14 protein-coding genes are annotated in these 18,806 nt (G+C 34.6%); 8 read left to right on the forward strand and 6 right to left on the reverse strand.

All coding sequences use genetic code 11. The features are described 5' to 3' along the window. Positions 1-100: 100 nt before the first annotated feature. Together odhB and Q9Q97_RS03440 are read right to left on the reverse strand one after the other, a co-directional pair. On the reverse strand, positions 101-1,333 hold the full coding sequence (odhB, locus tag Q9Q97_RS03435) for a 2-oxoglutarate dehydrogenase complex dihydrolipoyllysine-residue succinyltransferase (RefSeq protein WP_306154636.1): 1,233 nt from the start codon (positions 1,331-1,333) through the stop codon (positions 101-103). A gap of 75 nt (positions 1,334-1,408) precedes the next feature. Continuing rightward, positions 1,409-4,183: a 2-oxoglutarate dehydrogenase E1 component gene (locus Q9Q97_RS03440; RefSeq protein WP_306154638.1), complete on the reverse strand. Its 2,775-nt coding sequence runs from the start codon at positions 4,181-4,183 to the stop codon at positions 1,409-1,411. 116 nt (positions 4,184-4,299) lie between these two features. Here Q9Q97_RS03440 and Q9Q97_RS03445 point away from each other — a divergent pair, with 116 nt between their 5' ends. Both Q9Q97_RS03445 and Q9Q97_RS03450 read left to right on the forward strand, forming a co-directional pair. Next, on the forward strand, positions 4,300-4,851 hold the full coding sequence (locus tag Q9Q97_RS03445; protein WP_306154639.1) for a hypothetical protein: 552 nt from the start codon (positions 4,300-4,302) through the stop codon (positions 4,849-4,851). A 43-nt stretch (positions 4,852-4,894) separates the two neighbouring features. After that, the gene (locus Q9Q97_RS03450; RefSeq protein WP_306154641.1) at positions 4,895-5,323 is read left to right on the forward strand and encodes a hypothetical protein; all 429 of its coding nucleotides are present in this window, start codon (positions 4,895-4,897) and stop codon (positions 5,321-5,323) included. Between the two features lie 169 nt (positions 5,324-5,492). On the opposite strand, the gene Q9Q97_RS03455 is transcribed toward Q9Q97_RS03450, so the two are convergent. Both Q9Q97_RS03455 and Q9Q97_RS03460 read right to left on the reverse strand, forming a co-directional pair. Further along, positions 5,493-5,846, reverse strand: coding sequence for a hypothetical protein (locus Q9Q97_RS03455; protein WP_306154643.1), 354 nt, complete (start codon positions 5,844-5,846; stop codon positions 5,493-5,495). Positions 5,847-5,892: 46 nt separating this feature from the next. Beyond that, complete coding sequence (locus Q9Q97_RS03460) at positions 5,893-6,867, reverse strand: polyprenyl synthetase family protein (protein WP_306154645.1); 975 nt, start codon at positions 6,865-6,867, stop codon at positions 5,893-5,895. Between the two features lie 264 nt (positions 6,868-7,131). On the opposite strand from Q9Q97_RS03460, the gene Q9Q97_RS03465 reads away from it, so the two are divergent. The 6 genes from Q9Q97_RS03465 (at position 7,132) to Q9Q97_RS03490 (ending at position 15,516) form a co-directional block, all read left to right on the forward strand. Next, on the forward strand, positions 7,132-7,653 hold the full coding sequence (locus Q9Q97_RS03465) for a YceI family protein (protein ID WP_306154648.1): 522 nt from the start codon (positions 7,132-7,134) through the stop codon (positions 7,651-7,653). Positions 7,654-7,761: 108 nt separating this feature from the next. Further along, positions 7,762-8,361: a TetR/AcrR family transcriptional regulator gene (locus tag Q9Q97_RS03470; protein WP_306154650.1), complete on the forward strand. Its 600-nt coding sequence runs from the start codon at positions 7,762-7,764 to the stop codon at positions 8,359-8,361. 89 nt (positions 8,362-8,450) lie between these two features. Next, positions 8,451-9,785 (forward strand): TolC family protein, encoded by a 1,335-nt coding sequence (locus Q9Q97_RS03475; RefSeq protein ID WP_306154652.1) that lies wholly within the window; start codon positions 8,451-8,453, stop codon positions 9,783-9,785. A gap of 12 nt (positions 9,786-9,797) precedes the next feature. Further along, entirely contained in the window at positions 9,798-10,865 is a 1,068-nt protein-coding gene (locus Q9Q97_RS03480) for an efflux RND transporter periplasmic adaptor subunit (RefSeq protein ID WP_306154654.1), read from the forward strand. 102 nt (positions 10,866-10,967) lie between these two features. Next, positions 10,968-14,144: an efflux RND transporter permease subunit gene (locus Q9Q97_RS03485; RefSeq protein ID WP_306154656.1), complete on the forward strand. Its 3,177-nt coding sequence runs from the start codon at positions 10,968-10,970 to the stop codon at positions 14,142-14,144. Between the two features lie 121 nt (positions 14,145-14,265). After that, positions 14,266-15,516, forward strand: a complete 1,251-nt coding sequence (locus Q9Q97_RS03490; protein ID WP_306154658.1) for a TCR/Tet family MFS transporter — start codon at positions 14,266-14,268, stop codon at positions 15,514-15,516. 67 nt (positions 15,517-15,583) lie between these two features. Here the strand turns inward: Q9Q97_RS03490 and Q9Q97_RS03495 are convergent, their stop codons facing one another. Next, a complete protein-coding gene (locus Q9Q97_RS03495) occupies positions 15,584-16,021 on the reverse strand; it encodes a retropepsin-like aspartic protease (protein WP_306154660.1) in 438 nt (145 codons plus the stop codon). Further along, positions 15,991-18,621, reverse strand: a complete 2,631-nt coding sequence (locus Q9Q97_RS03500) for a CHAT domain-containing protein (protein ID WP_306154663.1) — start codon at positions 18,619-18,621, stop codon at positions 15,991-15,993. Before Q9Q97_RS03500 ends, Q9Q97_RS03495 begins: the two co-directional genes overlap by 31 nt. Positions 18,622-18,806: the final 185 nt, after the last annotated feature.

Below are 18,806 nucleotides of genomic sequence, written 5' to 3' on the forward strand. Positions count from 1 at the left end.
TTTTAGTCAGAAAATAGGTTTTGGAAATGGTTGTTTTATAAGCAAAAAAGCCTGCTCAAACAAAATGAACAGGCTTTTTATATTTTGAAAATTATGCTGATTACAATTCTAAAGCACGTTTAGCATCGCCATTCATCAATAATTCTACTGGGTTTTCTAAAGCTTCTTTAACCGCAACTAAGAAACCAACAGACTCACGTCCGTCGATAATTCTGTGGTCATAAGAAAGAGCAACGTACATCATTGGGTGAATTTCAACTTTTCCGTTTACTGCAATCGGACGCTCGATAATGTTGTGCATTCCTAAGATTCCAGATTGAGGAGGGTTGATGATTGGAGTAGATAACATACTTCCGAATACACCACCGTTTGTGATTGTGAAAGTTCCTCCAGTCATATCGTCAACTGTAATTTGACCATCACGAGCTCTTAAAGCTAATCTTTTGATTTCAGCTTCAATTCCACGGAAAGTTAAGTTTTCAGCATTACGAACAACAGGAACCATTAATCCTTTTGGTCCAGAAACTGCGATAGAAATGTCACAGAAATCGTATCCGATTTTGTAATCACCGTCCATCATAGAGTTAACGTCTGGGTATAATTGTAAAGCTCTTGTAACTGCTTTTGTAAAGAAAGACATAAATCCTAAACCTAAACCACCGTGTTTAGCTTTGAAAGCATCTTTATATTCGTTACGAATTTGGTTGATTGGCGTCATGTTTACTTCGTTGAAAGTAGTCAACATAGCCGTTTCGTTTTTAGCAGAAACTAATCTTTCCGCTACTTTACGACGCAACATTGATAATTTTGTACGCTCAGTTCCACGGCTTCCACCAGTTGGAGTTCCCATAGAAGGAACAGCGTTTACTGCATCATCTTTAGTAATTCTTCCACCTTTACCAGTTCCAGAAACTGATGCTGGTGCAATATTTTTCTCGTCTAATATTTTTCTTGCTGCTGGAGATGGAGTTCCTGCTGCATAACTTGCAGCTGCAGGAGCTTCTGCCGCTTTTGGAGCTTCAGCCTTTGGAGCCTCCGCTTTTGGTGCTTCTGCTTTCGGAGCTTCAGCTGCTGGAGCAGATCCTGCTGGTTTTGCAGCATCTGTATCGATTAAACAAACTACAGCACCTACAGCTACTGTATCGCCTTCTTCTGCTTTTAGTGTAATTACACCGCTCATTTCAGCAGGTAATTCAAGAGTTGCTTTGTCTGAATCAACTTCAGCAATAGCTTGATCTTTTTCTACATAATCACCGTCTTTTACTAACCAAGTTGCAATTTCAACTTCTTTTATTGATTCCCCTGGTGATGGGACTTTCATTTCTAAAATCATCTTGTTTTTGTTTAAAGTTTTAGTTAGTCTCAATCCCGATAGCTATCGGGATTGAAACAGGAAACAATTATTTTTTTATCTAAATAAATTTTTATCGAATACCATTCTGATAGCATCTGCGTGACGACGTTTTGCACGTGTGTAACTTCCAGATGCAGGAGCAGAATATGCTTTTAATGAAGCCAATCTCCATTTGATGAAATCAAAATTCATTAACATAAAGCTGTAAGCTCCCATGTTTTTAGGCTCTTCTTGCGCCCAAACATAATCATCGGCATTTGGATATTTTGCAATGATTTCTTTGATTTGTTCTGCTGGGAAAGGGAATAATTGCTCGATACGAACAACCGCAACGTCATTTCTTCCGTTGTTTTCTCTTTCAGCAACAATATCATAGTAGAATTTACCTGTACAGAAAACCAAAGTTTTAACTTTCTTTTTATCTACAGTATTGTCATCAATAGTTTCTTGGAAACTTCCGCTTGCGATTTCCTCAACTGTTGACACACATCTTGGATCACGCAATAAACTTTTTGGAGAGAAAACTACCAAAGGTTTACGGAAATTGCTCTTCATTTGTCTTCTCAATAAGTGGAAGAAGTTTGCAGGCGTTGTACAATCTGCAACATACATATTATGTCTTGCACAAAGCTGTAAGTAACGTTCCATTCTTGCAGAAGAGTGCTCAGCACCTTGTCCTTCATATCCGTGAGGCAATAATAGCACGATACCATTTTGGTTGTTCCATTTATCTTCTCCACAAGAAATATATTGGTCAATCATAATTTGCGCTCCGTTAGAGAAATCTCCAAATTGTGCTTCCCAGATTGTTAAGGCTTTTGGATTTGCTAAAGCGTATCCGTAATCAAAACCTAAAACTCCGTACTCAGATAAAAGAGAGTTGAATACGCCAAAGTTTCCTTTTTTGTTTTCAATAGCGTTTAGTAAAATTACTTCTTCTTCAGAATCTTCTACTTTAACCACAGCATGACGGTGAGAGAAAGTTCCTCTTTCTACGTCTTGTCCAGAAATTCTAACATCAAATCCTTCTGTTAAAAGTGAACCGTAAGCCAATGCTTCAGCAGTTCCCCAATCAACAGTATTGTTATCATAACCTGCTTTTCTGTCAGATACAATTTTAGTGATTTTGTTGATGAATTTTTTGTCTTCTGGTAAAGTTGAGATTGTATTGATGATAGAATCCAATCCTTTTTTATCAAAACTGGTATCCACTTTTTGAAGCATTTGTGTATCAGTAACCTGAACAAATCCTTCCCATTCGTTTTTCATGAATGGAGTAATAATTGTCAAATCTTTTTTACGAGAAGCTTCTAAGTTTTCTTCTAATCTAGATTTGTATTCTTTTTCTAAAGCATTAACATAAGAAGCATCAATTACACCGTCAGAAAGTAATTTCTCAGCGTAAATGTCTCTTGGGTTTTTATGTTTAGCGATGATTTTATATAAAACTGGCTGTGTAAAACGAGGTTCGTCACCTTCGTTATGTCCGTATTTTCTATATCCTAAAAGATCGATAAATACGTCACGTCCAAATTGCATTCTGTAGTCTAATGCAAAAGATATAGCGTGTACAACAGCTTCAGCATCATCAGCATTTACGTGTAATACAGGCGAAAGCGTTACTTTGGCAACGTCTGTACAATAAGTAGAAGAACGAGCGTCTAAGTAGTTCGTTGTAAATCCAACCTGATTGTTGATTACGATATGGATTGTTCCTCCAGTTTTGTAACCGTCAAGTTGTGCCATCTGAATAATTTCGTAAAGAATACCTTGTCCTGCAATCGCAGCATCACCGTGAACAGCGATTGGTAAAACTTTAGAGAAATCGTCATTATAATATTTGTCTTGTTTTGCTCTGGTAATACCTTCAATAACAGCTCCAACAGTTTCTAAGTGAGAAGGGTTTGGCGCTAAGTTGATATTGATGCTTTTTCCAGTTCTAGTTTTTTTGTCGGCAGTAAGACCTAAGTGGTATTTTACGTCACCATCAAAATATTCCTGATCGTAATCTTTACCGTCAAATTCACCAAAAATATCTTGAGTCGATTTTCCGAAGATGTTTGCCAAAACGTTCAAACGACCACGGTGAGCCATTCCCATTACGAATTGCTCAACACCTTTTTCAGCAGCTTGTTCGATTAAAGCGTCTAGAGCAGGAATGATAGATTCTCCACCTTCTAGAGAGAAACGTTTTTGTCCAACATATTTAGTATGAAGGAAGTTTTCAAAAGAAACCGCTTCGTTAAGTTTATTTAAGATCGTTTTCTTTTCTTCTGTAGAGAAATTAGGCTGGTTTGTGTTTACAGATAATTTATCCTGAATCCATTTTACAACGCCAGGATTTCTAATATACATATACTCAATGCCGATGTGCTGACAGTAAATAGCTTTTAATCGATTTACGATATCTTGCAAAGAAGAAGGCGCCATTCCGATAGTTTGAGCAGCATCAAAAACAGTTGAAAGATCTGCCGCCGATAATCCGAAGTTTTCGATATCCAAAGTTGGAGATGAAGTTCTACGGTCACGAACAGGATTTGTTTTCGTGAATAAATGCCCGCGCGTACGGTATCCGTCAATTAATTTTAAAACGTTGAATTCTTTCTTTAGTTTTTCAGAAACCTGACTGTAATCTGTGTTGTCGCTAGTCACGTACTCAACGATTGTCTGCACAGGGTTTTCGTCGTTATAAGTTGTTTGTCCAAAGTCAAAACCTTGAAAGAAACTTCTCCAGCTAGGCTCAACGCTGTCTGGGTTGACTAAATATTGATCGTATAATTGTGCAAAAAACTCGGTATGCGCTGCGTTTAAAAATGAAAACCTATCCATAATATGAGTGAATATACTTTTTGTTATATAGAAAGGCAAAAGTACAACAATCACCTTTATTTAAATCTTTTTTTTACGTACTTTTACGTAAAAATTTGTTAAAATAAACGTTAACTATGAATAAAATTCAATTTTCAATCGATTGCAGATATTTTTTTGTGATTTTGGCAGTGTTATTTTCTAGTTACACTATTGCACAACAAAAATATGTCATTGACAACAGTAGCCATTTTTGGGAAAAAGTTCAATTTGGAGGTGGTCTCGGATTGGGTTTTGGATCTGGCTACACTAATGTCTCGGTAATGCCGAGTGCGATTTACAATATCAACGAAATTGTTGCCGTTGGTGTCGGATTGCAATTTGGATATTTATATCAAAAAAATTATTACGAATCTTTTGTTTACGGCGGAAGTTTTATCACGCTTGTAAACCCGATTCCGCAACTGCAATTATCTGCAGAATTGGAGCAGGTTAGGGTTGATACCGACTACGAAGAAAATTATTACCATCCCGGTTTTGCTGATGCCTATTGGAATACAGCTCTATATTTAGGAGCAGGTTACAGAACTAATAATGTGACAATTGGAGCACGATACGATGTTTTGTATGATCCGAATAAAAGTCTTTACGGCTCTGGATTTATGCCTTTTGTGAGAGTTTATTTTTAAGTTGCTAAGATTCTGAGGTTCTAAGGTTTTAAATGCAAGAAATTTGAAAAAATTTATTTTTATAATTATCGCTATTATAGCTTTAAGCTGTAATAATTCGAAGAAGTCAAATATTGAAAATGAGAAGGTTGCAAAAAGAGAATTGCGACCTTTTTTTGATTCTGATGAAATTGATCATTATTATTTGAATTTTTCTGAGGCTGATTTTTTTAAATTAGTTCAGAAAGAAACACCAAGTCAAAATGAGGAAGAATTTTTAAAAATTTTTGAATTTGATTTTCCAGATTCAATTCCAAAAGAGGATTTTGAGAAAATACTAATAAAGCATAATTACAAAAAATCAGAACTTTCATTAAAACAGGAGAAACAAATTGAAAACGTCTTTAGCGAAAAAGATTCTTTGCCTGAAGGTTATTTTGCCTGTGCAGCAGAGTATCGAGACATTTTTATTTTTAAAAAGAAACAAAATTAATTGGTGTAGCAAAAATATGCTTTAAATGTGGTCGTTTTCAGATTGTTGGAAGTAAATTGAATACTGAAGGATTTGGTCTTTGGAAAGAATTAGATAAACTAAAAAGTATCGTTCGCAAAGAAGATAAACTTAGCTCCTTAGAACCTTAGCAACTCAGTACCTTAGGAGCTTATTTGTAATAATTTCTAAACCAAACCTTCTGCCATTCTCTTTTCAGAATCAAAAAAGCAACTTGCTCGGCTAGAATTACCAAATCAGAACCGTCTAGGCTTTTAATTTCGTTTTCAGGAACATCTATTATATAAAGCAGGTTCAAATATTCAGCAAATTTGTACTGAATCATTCGGTAGATTTTCTCGTGCAGCTGGATTTTTAATTCGTCTGGCGAAATGCTTAACGGAAAATCGATTCCTTCATTGGCCAGATTGAAATCCTTATTAATCTGTTCAATAAGATTTAGATATAAAGTCTGCGCTTGAGCTTGCTCTAGTAAAGATTCTGTATTTGTTGGTGCTACAAACATATTATTATTTTAGATTTTAGAGTGATGATTGTAGATTTACTGAATACTAAACTTTACGTCCCATTAAGTTCTCTCCAAAAGTTCTCAAAATGTCTTTCTTTTCGGCATTGATATCCATTTTTTCTAACGTTTCAAAAGCTTTTAAAGTATACATTTCGATGGCATCTTGAGTTGCTTTTGAAGCTCCAGATTCGTTAAAAATAGCTTTTGCTGTTTCTATTTTTTCTGAATTATCATCTAATTGTAACGTAAAAAGCTGTTCTAATTCTGAAGCTTTTTCGCTTGACGAAAATTCTAAAGCTTTTAGATATAAATACGTTTTTTTGTTCTCTATAATATCTCCTCCAACTTGTTTTCCAAAAGTTTCCGGATCTCCAAAGGCATCCAGATAATCATCTTGAAGTTGGAAAGCCAGTCCTAAATTCAATCCGAAATCGTAAATTAAATCAGCTTCTTTTTCAGAAGTTTTAGCCACAATTGCTCCCATTTTCATGGCCGCAGCAACCAAAACCGCTGTTTTATATTCGATCATTTTAAGATATTGCGGGATCGTAACATCTTTACGAGTCTCAAAATCAACATCCCATTGCTGTCCTTCGCAAACCTCAAGCGCCGTTTTGCTGAATAATTTGGCAAGGTTTCTAAAAACAATTGGTTCATATTGCTCAAAATACTGATAGGCTAAAATCAGCATCGCGTCTCCAGATAAAATTCCCGTATTTAAATCCCATTTTTCATGCACTGTAACTTGTCCTCTTCTTAAAGGCGCATCGTCCATAATGTCATCATGAACTAAAGAAAAGTTATGAAAAACTTCGACCGCCATTGCTGCGGGAAGTGCCGTCGAATAATCAGTATCAAAAACCTCTGCAGCCATTAAAGTTAAAACAGGGCGAATGCGTTTGCCGCCAAGTCCTAAAATGTATTCTATAGGTTCGTAAAGATTTTTAGGCTCTTTATGTATGTTTTGGTTTTTTAGATAATTGATGAAAAAATCTTGGTACTGACTTATATCGTGCATAATAAATTCTGATTTCGAGGCTCAAATATACAATTCATATATGAATTTTTGAGGACGAAATGTTAAAAGCCGATTAATGATTGGAAACGGGCTTTTAATTATTCTCATTTTTAATGTTTTAAAAAAAATCTAAAAAACTTGGAAACTTTTTTGGTATTCAGAGTTTCCTGTCTATATTTGCAGCGTTAATGGAAACTGAGAAAACCATAAAAGTTTCCATTAAGATTTTTGAATGATTTATAAAATCAATTAAATCAAGTGCTTATGAAAACAAAATGGACCTTAGATTCTAGCCAATCAGATGTTTTATTGAAAATGAGACAATCGCGAACTTCTTATTTGGGAGGAACTGCAAATAAATTTGATGGGTATGTGAATATTGAAGACAATGAAATTGAAGATGCTTCTGTAGAATTTTCATTGGATATCAATAACAAAAATGAAAGTTTCCAATCTATAGATGCTTATTTGCAACTTCAAGATTTTTTTGAAGAAGATGAGCATCCAATTATTAGTTTCAAATCGACATCATTTCAAAAAGTAAATCAGAACATCAATTTTTTCAAAGGAGATTTAACGATAAAAGATATTACGAGAGTAGTTGAATTGGACGCAGAATTTTTAGGCGAGAATATTTACAACGGAGAAAAGAAAGTAGCTTTTGAAATTAAAGGAAATATCAAGCGCGAAGACTTTGGTTTAGATTTCAGCTCTTTCAATCATTCTTCTGGTGCAGCTTTAGGTAAGGACATCAAACTTATAGCAAATTTAGAATTTAGCATATAAATCTTACTAAAAGAATAAATTAATGTAAAATTATTACAAATAAATCGGAAACTATTTTTTTGATTTTAGTTTCCAAAGTATATTTGTAAGGCAATTCGAGAATTTAAAATGAAAGAGAAGATAATAGCAAAAGCAAGCGAATTGTTTTTAAAGCTTGGTTTTAAAAGTGTTACAATGGATGATATTGCAGGAGAAATGTGTATTTCGAAAAAAACGATTTACAAATATTTCTGCAATAAGGAAGTTTTAATTGAAGAAAGCACTTCACTGGTTCATAGTCAAGTTCACGAGATTATGGACACCATTATAGCAAAGAATTATAATGCAATTCATGAAAATTTTGAGATTAGAGAAATGTTTCGTGACATGTTTAAAAACAATATTGATACTTCTCCAATTTATCAGTTAAAAAAACATTATCCGGAGATTTATCAGAACATCTTATCGTACGAAATCGATCAGTGTACCCAGCTTTTTAGAGATAATATTGAAAAAGGAATTCGAGAAGGTCTTTATAGAAGTGATTTAAACATAGAGATTTATGTTAAATTTTATTACACCTTGGTTTTTCATATAAACGAAAATACGGTTTCTGAAAGTGAAGCGCAAAGAATAGAATTAGAAGCCTTGGAATATCATACTCGTGCCATGGCAACTGAAAAAGGAGTAGAGGAATTAGAAAAGCAATTAAAAAAAATTAATAATTAATTATCCAAATTGTCGTCATTTTACTGGGAGAGTTGTAAAAGATAAAATGACGATGCCATCTCAAATATTTAAATAAATAGTAACTACTTATGAAAAGAATCTTTCTTATAGTTTTGTGTACAATAGGCTTGTCTGCCGTCGCACAAACCACTACTTTAACTCTGAAAGACGCAGTCAATTATGCGCTTCAAAATAAAGCGGATGCTAAAAAAGCAAAACTTCAGGTTGAAAATAGTGAGTATCAAATTCAAGAAGTGCGTTCGAGAGCTTTACCGCAAATTAGCGCAAACGGAAATCTGACTTATAATCCAGTAATTCAAACCACAGTTATTGATGGAGCGGCTTTTGGTGCGCCAGGAACTACAATTCAAGCAGCTTTTGGTCAAAAATGGTCTTCAACTGCTGGACTTTCTTTAACTCAGGCAATTTTTGATCAGTCTGTTTTTACAGGATTGAGAGCAGCAAAATCTACTCGCGAATTCTATCAAATCAATGATCAATTGACAGAAGAGCAAGTTATTGAGAGAGTTGCAAACAACTACTATTCTGTTTACGTGCAGCAAGAAAGACTTATTTTGTTAGATAGCAATTATGTAAATACTACAAAAGTTCGTGATATCGTACAAGGGCAGTTTGATAATGGTCTGGCTAAAAAAATTGATTTAGATCGTATTATCGTGAAAATGTCTAATATAGACACAGAGCGTCAGCAGATTAAAAATCAAATTGAATTGCAGGAAAATGCATTGAAGTTCTATATGGGTATGCCAATTGAAACGCAAATCGTATTGCCAAAAGAAGAATTTGAAGTCGTTCCAGCAGCTTTAACAGAAGAGCCAAATATTGAAAACAGAACAGAATACTTATTATTGAAAAAACAAGAAGAATTGTTAGTATTCAATAAAAAAGCAGTTGAAGCAGGATATTATCCAACGCTTTCATTGTCTGCTGGCTACAATTATTTTGGGCAAGGTCCAGAAATGCCTTGGTTTGCAAAACCAGAAAAAGGAGTTTACTGGTCAGATTTCTCTGCAGTTGCTTTAAACTTACACGTGCCAATCTTTACAGGTTTTGGAACTCGTGCTAAAGTGAGACAAGCAGATGTTCAAATCAGAGAACTTCAAGAAGATATTAAAGACACCAAGCTTTCTCTTGATTTAGATTATAGAAACGCAATGACTCAGATAAAAAACAATTTGGTTACTATTGAGAATCAGAGAGAAAACATGCGTTTAGCGGGTGAAATTCTAAGCAATACCAAAAACAATTACCTTCAAGGTTTAGCCTCTTTAACCGATTTGCTAGACGCAGAAAATGCATCGCTTGAAGCTCAAAATAACTTTACAAGAGCAGTTTTAAATTATAAAATTGCCGAAATATCTCTAATCAAATCGAAAGGCGAACTAAAATCTCTTACTAAATAACAAATTATTACAATGAAGAAAATAATTATAACAATCGTAATCATAGTCGTGGCTTTTGTCGGGATTAACTACATTTTAAATAAAAACAAAGCAGAAAACGAAGGCAAAACTGCAATTGTGGCTGAAAAGAATGCAGCGGTTTCTGTAAAAGTAGCAACAGTAAAAACAGAAGATGTTAACTTAGGTTTTACTGCAAACGGAAACTTTGCACCGATTCAGGAATTGACTTTCTCTGCTGAGAAATCTGGAAAAGTAATTAGTGTTTTAGTTAAAGAAGGGGACTATGTAAAAGTAGGACAAACTCTTTTAACAGTAAGAGGTGACGTTATCAACGTAAACGCTCAAGCAGCTGAAGCAGCGTATCAAAATGCAAAATCGGATTATGCTAGATATGAAAATGCTTTTAAAACTGGCGGTGTTACAAAACAGCAATTAGATCAGGCAAAATTGGCTTTGACAAATGCTCAATCTAATTACACTCAAGCAAAAATCAATGTTGGTGATACAAGAGTAAAAGCGCCAATTAACGGATACATCAATAAAAAATATATCGAACCAGGTTCTATTTTAGCTGGAATGCCTGCAACTGCTTTATTTGATATTGTAAATGTTTCTAAATTGAAATTGACAGTTACCGTAAACGAAAGCCAAGTGGCTAGTTTAAAATTAGGAAACCCTGTTGAAATTACTGCAAGTGTTTATCCTGATAAAACTTTCTCTGGTAAAATTACTTTTATCGCTGCAAAAGCAGATGCGTCTTTAAATTTCCCTGTTGAAATCGAAATTACAAACAATGCTAACAACGACCTAAAAGCAGGTATGTACGGAACGGCAAACTTTGGTGCTAAAAACCAAAAACAAAACTTAAAAGTGGTTCCTAGAAATGCTTTTGTTGGAAGTGTAAGCAGCAACGAAATCTTTGTTGTAGAAAACAATGTTGCTAAATTGAAAAAAGTTGTTGCTGGAAGAATTTTAGGAGATAAAGTTGAAATTATCAACGGTTTGAATGACGGAGAAGTTGTAATCATTACAGGACAAATCAACTTACAAGACGGAAATAAAGTAGAAATTATTAAGTAATAGTTAATTAGTTATTAGTACAAAGTACCTAGTCCTTAGAATTAGCCAAAAACTAACCGCTAAGGGACTAAAAACTAAGGACTTAATAAAATAAAAAAATATATGAAATTAGCCGAAATATCCATTAAACGTCCGTCGTTGGTAATTGTATTGTTTACAATTCTGACATTAGGTGGATTGTTCAGTTACAGCCAATTGGGCTACGAGCTGATCCCAAAATTCGAAACCAACGTAATTACGGTTTCAACTGTATATCCTGGAGCTTCTCCGAGTGAGGTTGAAAACACGGTTACTAAGAAAATTGAGGACGCGATTGCTTCCTTAGAAAATATCAAGAAAATCGATTCGAAATCTTACGAATCACTTTCTGTAGTATCGATCACATTACTTTCTACTGCCAATGTAGATATTTCGATGAACGATGCGCAACGTAAAATTAATGCGATTTTAAGCGATCTTCCAGACGATGCAGATCCGCCGTCTTTGACTAAATTCTCTTTGAGTGATTTACCAATTATGACGCTTGGTGCGAATGGAAAAATGGACGAAGCAGCGTTTTATGATTTGATAGATAAAAAGATTGCTCCAGTTTTATCTCGTGTGCAAGGTGTGGCACAGGTAAACATTATCGGTGGTCAAGAGCGTGAGATTCAAGTAAACTTGGATGCTGTTAAAATGCAAGGTTACGGACTTTCTGTTCCGCAAGTACAGCAGACTATTTTGACATCAAACTTGGATTTCCCAACAGGAAATATTCAAACTAGAAATCAAAAAATCTTAATCCGTTTAGCGGGTAAATATAAGAACGTTGACGAATTAAGAAACTTAGTAGTTTCTTCTCAAAACGGAATTCAAATTCGTTTAGGAGATATTGCTGACGTTCAGGATACGCAAAAAATTGCGGAGAAAATTGCGCGTGTAGATCAGAAAAGTGCAATTGTACTTCAAATTGTAAAACAATCAGATGCGAATGCCGTTGCGGTAAGTGAGCAGTTGATTAAAACGATCAAAACATTAGAGAACGATTACAAATCGGCTCAATTGAAATTAGAAGTGGCAAAAGACAGTACAGTCTTTACGCTTGAGGCAGCAGATTCTGTTGTACATGACTTGTTAATCGCGGTTATTCTGGTAGCATTTGTAATGTTGTTCTTCTTGCACAGTATTAGAAACTCGTTAATCGTAATGGTATCTATTCCAGCATCTTTGATTGCTACATTTATCGGAATCTATTTATTAGGTTACACGCTTAACTTAATGTCTTTACTTGGTTTATCTCTTGTTGTAGGTATTCTTGTGGATGACGCGATTGTGGTATTGGAGAATATTTACCGACACATGGAGATGGGTAAGAGCAGAATTCGTGCCTCTTATGATGGAACTGCCGAAATTGGAGCAACGGTAACTTCGATTACATTGGTAATTGTGGTGGTGTTCTTGCCAATTGCAATGAGTACAGGATTGGTATCGAATATTATTACACAATTCTGTGTTACGGTAATTATTTCTACAATGTTCTCTTTATTGGCTTCATTTACAATTATTCCATGGTTGTCTTCTCGTTTTGGAAAACTAGAGCATATTGAAGGCAAAAACCTTTTCGGAAAAATCATTCTTGGATTTGAAAGCTACTTAACTCGTTTTACAAACTGGGTATCAAACTTACTAAACTGGTGTTTAGATCACTATATCAAAACAATGGTGGCTATCATTGTAATGTTCTTTGGAACGATCTTCTGGTTAATGGGAGGTGGATACATTGGAGGAGAGTTCTTTGCATCATCTGATAGTGGGGAGTTCTTAGTACAAATCGAGATGCCGAAAGATGCTTCGTTAGAACAAACTAACTTTATGACGCAAAAAGCAGAAGCTTTCTTAAAAGGAGAAAAATACGTTTTCAGCCAGATTACAACTGTAGGACAAACCAGTGAAGGTTTAGGAGCTGCTCAGGCAACGGCTTACAAAGCAGAGATCGACGTTAAAATGATCGAACAAAAAGATCGTACAGATGACGCGAACGTGTATGCTGCAAAAGTAAAACGTAAACTGGAGAAAGTTTTGGTTGGAGCTAAAGTTAAAACAGTACCAGTAGGTATCTTAGGAACTGCTGAAGATGCAACTTTAGGTTTGATCGTAACAGGTCCAAACGTAGAAAGCGCTATGAAATTTGCAAAGATGGCAGAAGCTGAATTACGTACCATTCCTGGAACAACAGAGATTAAATTAACAGTTGAGGACGGAAACCCTGAGATCAACGTTCAGGTGGATAGAGATAAAATGGCTGCTTTAGGATTAACACTTCAAACAGTTGGTTTAACCATGCAGACGGCTTATAGTGGTAACACAGACGGTAAATTTAGAGCTGGTGAATACGAATATGACATCAACATCAAATACAACGAATTTGATAGAAAAAACATCACAGACGTTAGTAACTTGATTTTCATAAACAATGCAGGTCAGCAGATTAAATTAAACCAATTTGCTACTATTACAGAAGGTTCTGGACCAAGTAAATTAGAGCGTAGAGATAAAACGGCTTCTGTAACCGTACAAGGTCAGAACGTTGGGGTGCCAGCAGGAACAATTGTACAGCAATGGCAGGAAAAACTGGATAAATTGCAAAAACCAACTGGAGTTAATTACATCTGGGGTGGTGACCAAGAGAACCAATCTGAAGGTTTTGGTACTTTAGGAATTGCATTATTAGCCGCTATTATCTTGGTTTATCTTGTAATGGTTGGTCTTTACGACAGTTTCGTTCACCCGTTTGTCGTATTATTTGCGATTCCGCTTTCGTTCATTGGAGTTTTATTTGCATTAGCTTTAACAAACAATACACTGAATATCTTTACCATCTTAGGGGTCATCATGTTGATTGGTCTGGTGTGTAAGAATGCGATCATGCTTGTCGATTATACCAATCAGCGAAGAGCTGCTGGTGAATCTATCAGAACAGCATTAATCCAAGCAAACCACGCGCGTTTACGTCCGATCTTGATGACAACAATTGCGATGGTATTCGGTATGTTCCCAATTGCATTAGCATCTGGAGCAGGAGCTGAGTGGAAAAACGGATTAGCATGGGTAATCATTGGAGGTTTGATTTCATCATTATTCCTTACTTTGATTGTTGTACCAGTAATCTATGAAATTATGGAGAAAATTATCCGTAAGTTCTCTAAAGGAGAAAAAATCGATTATGAAGCTGAAATGCATGCCGATTACGAGCACACAGAATTAAGCGAAGATGGTTTTAATCCGAAACATACACATTAATAGTTTTAATTTTCAATAGAAATTTCGAACCCGAATTCGGAATTTCAAACAAAAATCCCAGATTCCTTAAATTGGAATTTGGGATTTTTCGTTTATTTGTAATTCATTTTTAAAATGTATTATGCTACAAAAAGATAAGTCTGCAGCGATTGGGTTTATTTTCATAACCATGTTAATAGACATTACAGGATGGGGAATTATTATTCCTGTAATTCCAAAATTAATCGAAGAACTGATTCATGGAGACATCAGCGAAGCCGCAAAAATTGGCGGCTGGTTAACTTTCGCGTATGCGATAACTCAGTTTGTTTTTGCTCCCGTAATTGGAAATTTAAGCGATAAATTCGGAAGAAGGCCAATTATATTAATTTCCCTTTTCGGATTTTCTTTAGATTATATTTTATTAGCATTTTCGCCAACTATAATCTGGCTTTTTATAGGAAGAATTATTGCTGGAGTAACAGGCGCAAGTATCACAACAGCATCTGCGTATATTGCCGATGTAAGCACACCTGAAAATCGAGCTAAAAACTTTGGGTTAGTTGGAGCTGCTTTCGGATTAGGATTTATCATTGGACCTGTTATTGGCGGACTTTTAGGTCAATACGGATCAAGAGTTCCATTTTATGCTGCCGCAGTTTTATGTATGCTAAATTTCCTTTACGGATTTTTCATTTTACCAGAATCCCTTAAAAAAGAAAACAGAAGAGAGTTTGATTGGAAACGCGCCAACCCAATCGGAGCAATTTTAGGATTGAGAAAATACCCAACATTAATCGGATTAATAGCCGCAATATTTCTGTTGTATGTAGGTTCGCATGCTGTACAAAGCAATTGGAGTTTCTTCACCATCTATCAATTTAATTGGGACGAAAGAATGATCGGGATCTCATTAGGAATAATCGGTTTATTAGTAGGAGTGGTGCAAGGCGGATTAGTTCGTTACATCAATCCTAAAATTGGAAATGAGAAAAGTATTTATATAGGTCTGGCCTTATACACAATCGGAATGTTGTTATTTGCTTTTGCAACAGAAAGCTGGATGATGTTCGTGTTTTTAATTCCGTACTGTCTGGGAGGAATTGCAGGACCCGCTTTGCAATCTGTTGTAGCAAGTAAAGTAGCACCAAGCGAACAAGGGGAAATCCAAGGAACTTTAACCAGTTTAATGAGTGCTTCTTCAATCATTGGGCCGCCTATGATGGCCAATACCTTTTACTTTTTCACTCACGAAGACGCGCCTTTCAAATTTGCAGGAGCACCTTTTATTTTGGGTGGGGTTTTAATGCTGTTGAGTACGGTTGTAGCTTATTTTTCGTTGAAAAAGCATTCGGTTTCAAAAACAGAAATTGTCGAACAAGAAATAGAATAAAAGTAAAAGCCTTCGATGAGAAGGCTTTTTATTTGGAATTTGGATTTTAAAAAATTGGAATTTCCTTTTATTTAAGATACACGTAATGGTTAAAATAATCAATAATCGCTTTTCCTTCCAATAAAACATCGGCGCCGATTATGCCATGAACAGGTTTAGCTTTAAAAGATTCTAAAGCTTCATTTACATGCGAAAGATCAAAAATAACGATACTGAAATTTTTGCTTTTCCAGCTTCCTAACTGCAGTTTGTTTTCAGACGAAATCTGTGTAGTCATTCCAGTTCCTCCAGCTCCAGAAGCTTTTGTTTTAGAGTTTTTTGCAGAAAGTTCAAAACGCTCAATCGACTCAAAACCCACACAAGTATTGGATGCGCCCGTATCTAAAATGAAAATTCCAGAAATGCCATTAATCTTAGCTTTAATCTGCAAATGCTGTGTTTTGGTAATTTTAAACTTTATTTTTTTGTACTTCTCTATTTTGAGAATTTTGTGAAGATTTTCCATTTATCCCTGTTCTTAAATATCAAAAATAAAGCAATTACACCCAAAAAACTAATGATATAGAAGATATAATTTGAAGATTTCTCTGGTGCTTCTAGAGTTCCATAATACACAAAAGCGCTCCAATAATAGGGTGATTTTTTCGCATTCGGAATATTTTCATCTTTTAAAAATGCTCTCTTCGCGTTTGCTGTTGCATGTACAAAAGAAGAATTGTGTTTTATTTCTTTATAAAAATAATCCATGAAAACGGAAGCTGTATAATCATTCACATTCCATAAAGAAAACAAAAGATTCTGCGCGCCTGCAAACTGAAAACCTCTTGCTACGCTCATGGCACCTTCGGCTTTAAACAATTTTCCAATTCCTGTTTCGCAGGCACTCAAAACAACCAAATCGGGTTGGAGTTGTAAATTATACAACTCAGAATATAAGATTTCCTGATCGTAGAATTTAATGCTAGCAGGAGTTTCCAGATCTCCTGCCGAAGCGTGTGTACTTAAATGAATAATCGATTTTCCAATGACATTATTTTTAAAATTAGAAAAAGTTGCCTTTTCATTTTCAAAAAACTGACCTTCAAAATTATGCTTAATCGACTCTAATTCATTCTTAGAAAAACGCAGTTCATAATTAGTGTTTTCGAAAATTGGAAAAATCCCTACAACCGATTTTTTTCCTTTCGAAAGTGGAATGGAATTCAAATAAAATTCAGCAGAATTATTATAGGCAATATCAAAATCATGAAGCAAATAATGCATTTTAGCAAAGTTTGTTGTTTCAGATTCTTGAGTAATCAAAGCTTCGAAAGGAAGAAAGCCTAAAATCCCATCTGGAATTATAATAAGGTTTTTGTGATGATTAGGTTTTGGAATTTCAAGTTCTTTGTAAATTTTATTCCCAAAACGGTTATAATTTTTTGGATGATTTGCTATTGTCTTTGCGTCATTAAAATAATTAATGAAACCAATTATTTTCGTTAATCCAGTACCATCCAAAGAAATAGGAAAGAGTTTTATTTTTCTGTTTTCAATAGTAAAATTGTAAATAGAATTCGATCCAAAAAAGTATTCCACTAGAACTGCATTGTCTTTTTCTAATTTGTCAAACAACTTTGCTAGTTCAAACGTGTTTTGCGATTTCGCATTGTTTTTTGTGTTTTTTGATTTCAGCAAAAGCATCAATTGATTTTGCTTTTTTATCGCTTCGTTTATTTTAGAAATATCCGCCAATTCCAATTTTTGCTGCTCTTTTAAAATCGTGGTATTCCAGTTTTGCAATTGCTGTAAAATCAGTTTTTGTTCTCTCGAAAGTGACGCTGTATTCGAAAGATGATTTTTTAAAACAACCGATTTTGTTTTCTCCGAAAGTAAAAAAGCACTTTCCAAATAACTCGTTTTTTTCTCTTTTTGGTAAAGCGAATAATAAATCTCGATGCACTTTTCAGTTCGATTTCGGTTTCTGATTTGGGTTACGATTTTAGAATTTTCATAGATCAAAAGTGTCTGTAATAACTCTTCAATATGAAATGAAAGAGCAAAACTTTTCAAAGCATCTTGAGGTTTATTTTCGGTTAAAAAAATCTCCGATTTCAAATCGAAAGCATCCAATAAAACAGTTTCCGCATAAAGCGAATTCTGATTTGGAAGTATATTTTTCGAATTATAATTTGGAATTAAAGTCTTAAAAACAGCTGAAATGTTCTGATTCGCTTCAGTAATTTTTCCCTGTTTAAAATTCAAAAAAGCGGTTTCATAATACAATTGCGCAATTTTTCGTGGTTCTTTGACCGTTTTCTGAAATTCGATATTCGCTTTCGCTAAAAATTCTGAAGCCGATTCCAGATCGTTTTGCTCCATTTTTAGTTTGGCTAAATTTCGGTACGTATTCGCTAAAGTTTCACTTTGAGATTTATCTTTTTTCAATAAAGAAACTGCTTTTAAAAAAGAGTTTTCGGAATTCTTTACAGCATTAGTTTTTACAACAAAACCAACATTCGTCAATAAATAATTAGCCCCTAAATTATTGTATAAAATGCCTTTTTGAGTGGGAGAAAGTTTTTCAGTTTGAAGTGTTTTTTCGATTAAATCAATGGCTTTTTCAACATTTCCAGTGTTTTGATAAACATTGGATAAATTGAGAATCGCCGAAATTTTCTGCGTTTCGTTTTTTTCTTTGCTGGCAATAAAATAATATTGTTTGATGATATTTTCGGCATTTTCATAATCGCCCAAAACCGTATATAAATTGCCTAAAGGTTTAAGGCAATATTCAGTTATATCGTAGTTTTTCAATTTGTTTTTTTGATAAATCACCCAAGCTTTTTCATAACTTTTTACCGCATTTAAAGTCTGTCCAAACTGATTTTCAAAATAGGCTTTGTTGCAGTTTAAAACCACAATCGCTAGTAACTCATCTTTAGTTTTCGGTTTGGCACTTTTCCAAAAAGCACTTTCTGCATTTCTTAAATTTTGCAACGCTTCCGCGGAAGGTTTTGCTATAAAACTATCAATCGTATTATAGATTTTTTCTTCCTGACTTTGGCTGAAACCATTTATTGTCAGGAAAAAGAAGATTAAACCATATAAGCGATATAAGTTCATATTAAAGTTGCTTTTATTTCACAGAGATTCTCAAAGGATTTCCACAAAGTTTCGCTGAGATTTTTTGCCACGAATTTCACGAATTAGCACAAATTAAATTAGTGAAAATTAGTGAAATTCGTAGCAAAAACTTTAGCCAAAGAACATAAAAAATCATTCTAATCCTCTTAATCTGTGGCAAAAAA

The organism is Flavobacterium sp. DG2-3 (genome assembly GCF_030730925.1).
Taxonomy (GTDB): domain Bacteria; phylum Bacteroidota; class Bacteroidia; order Flavobacteriales; family Flavobacteriaceae; genus Flavobacterium.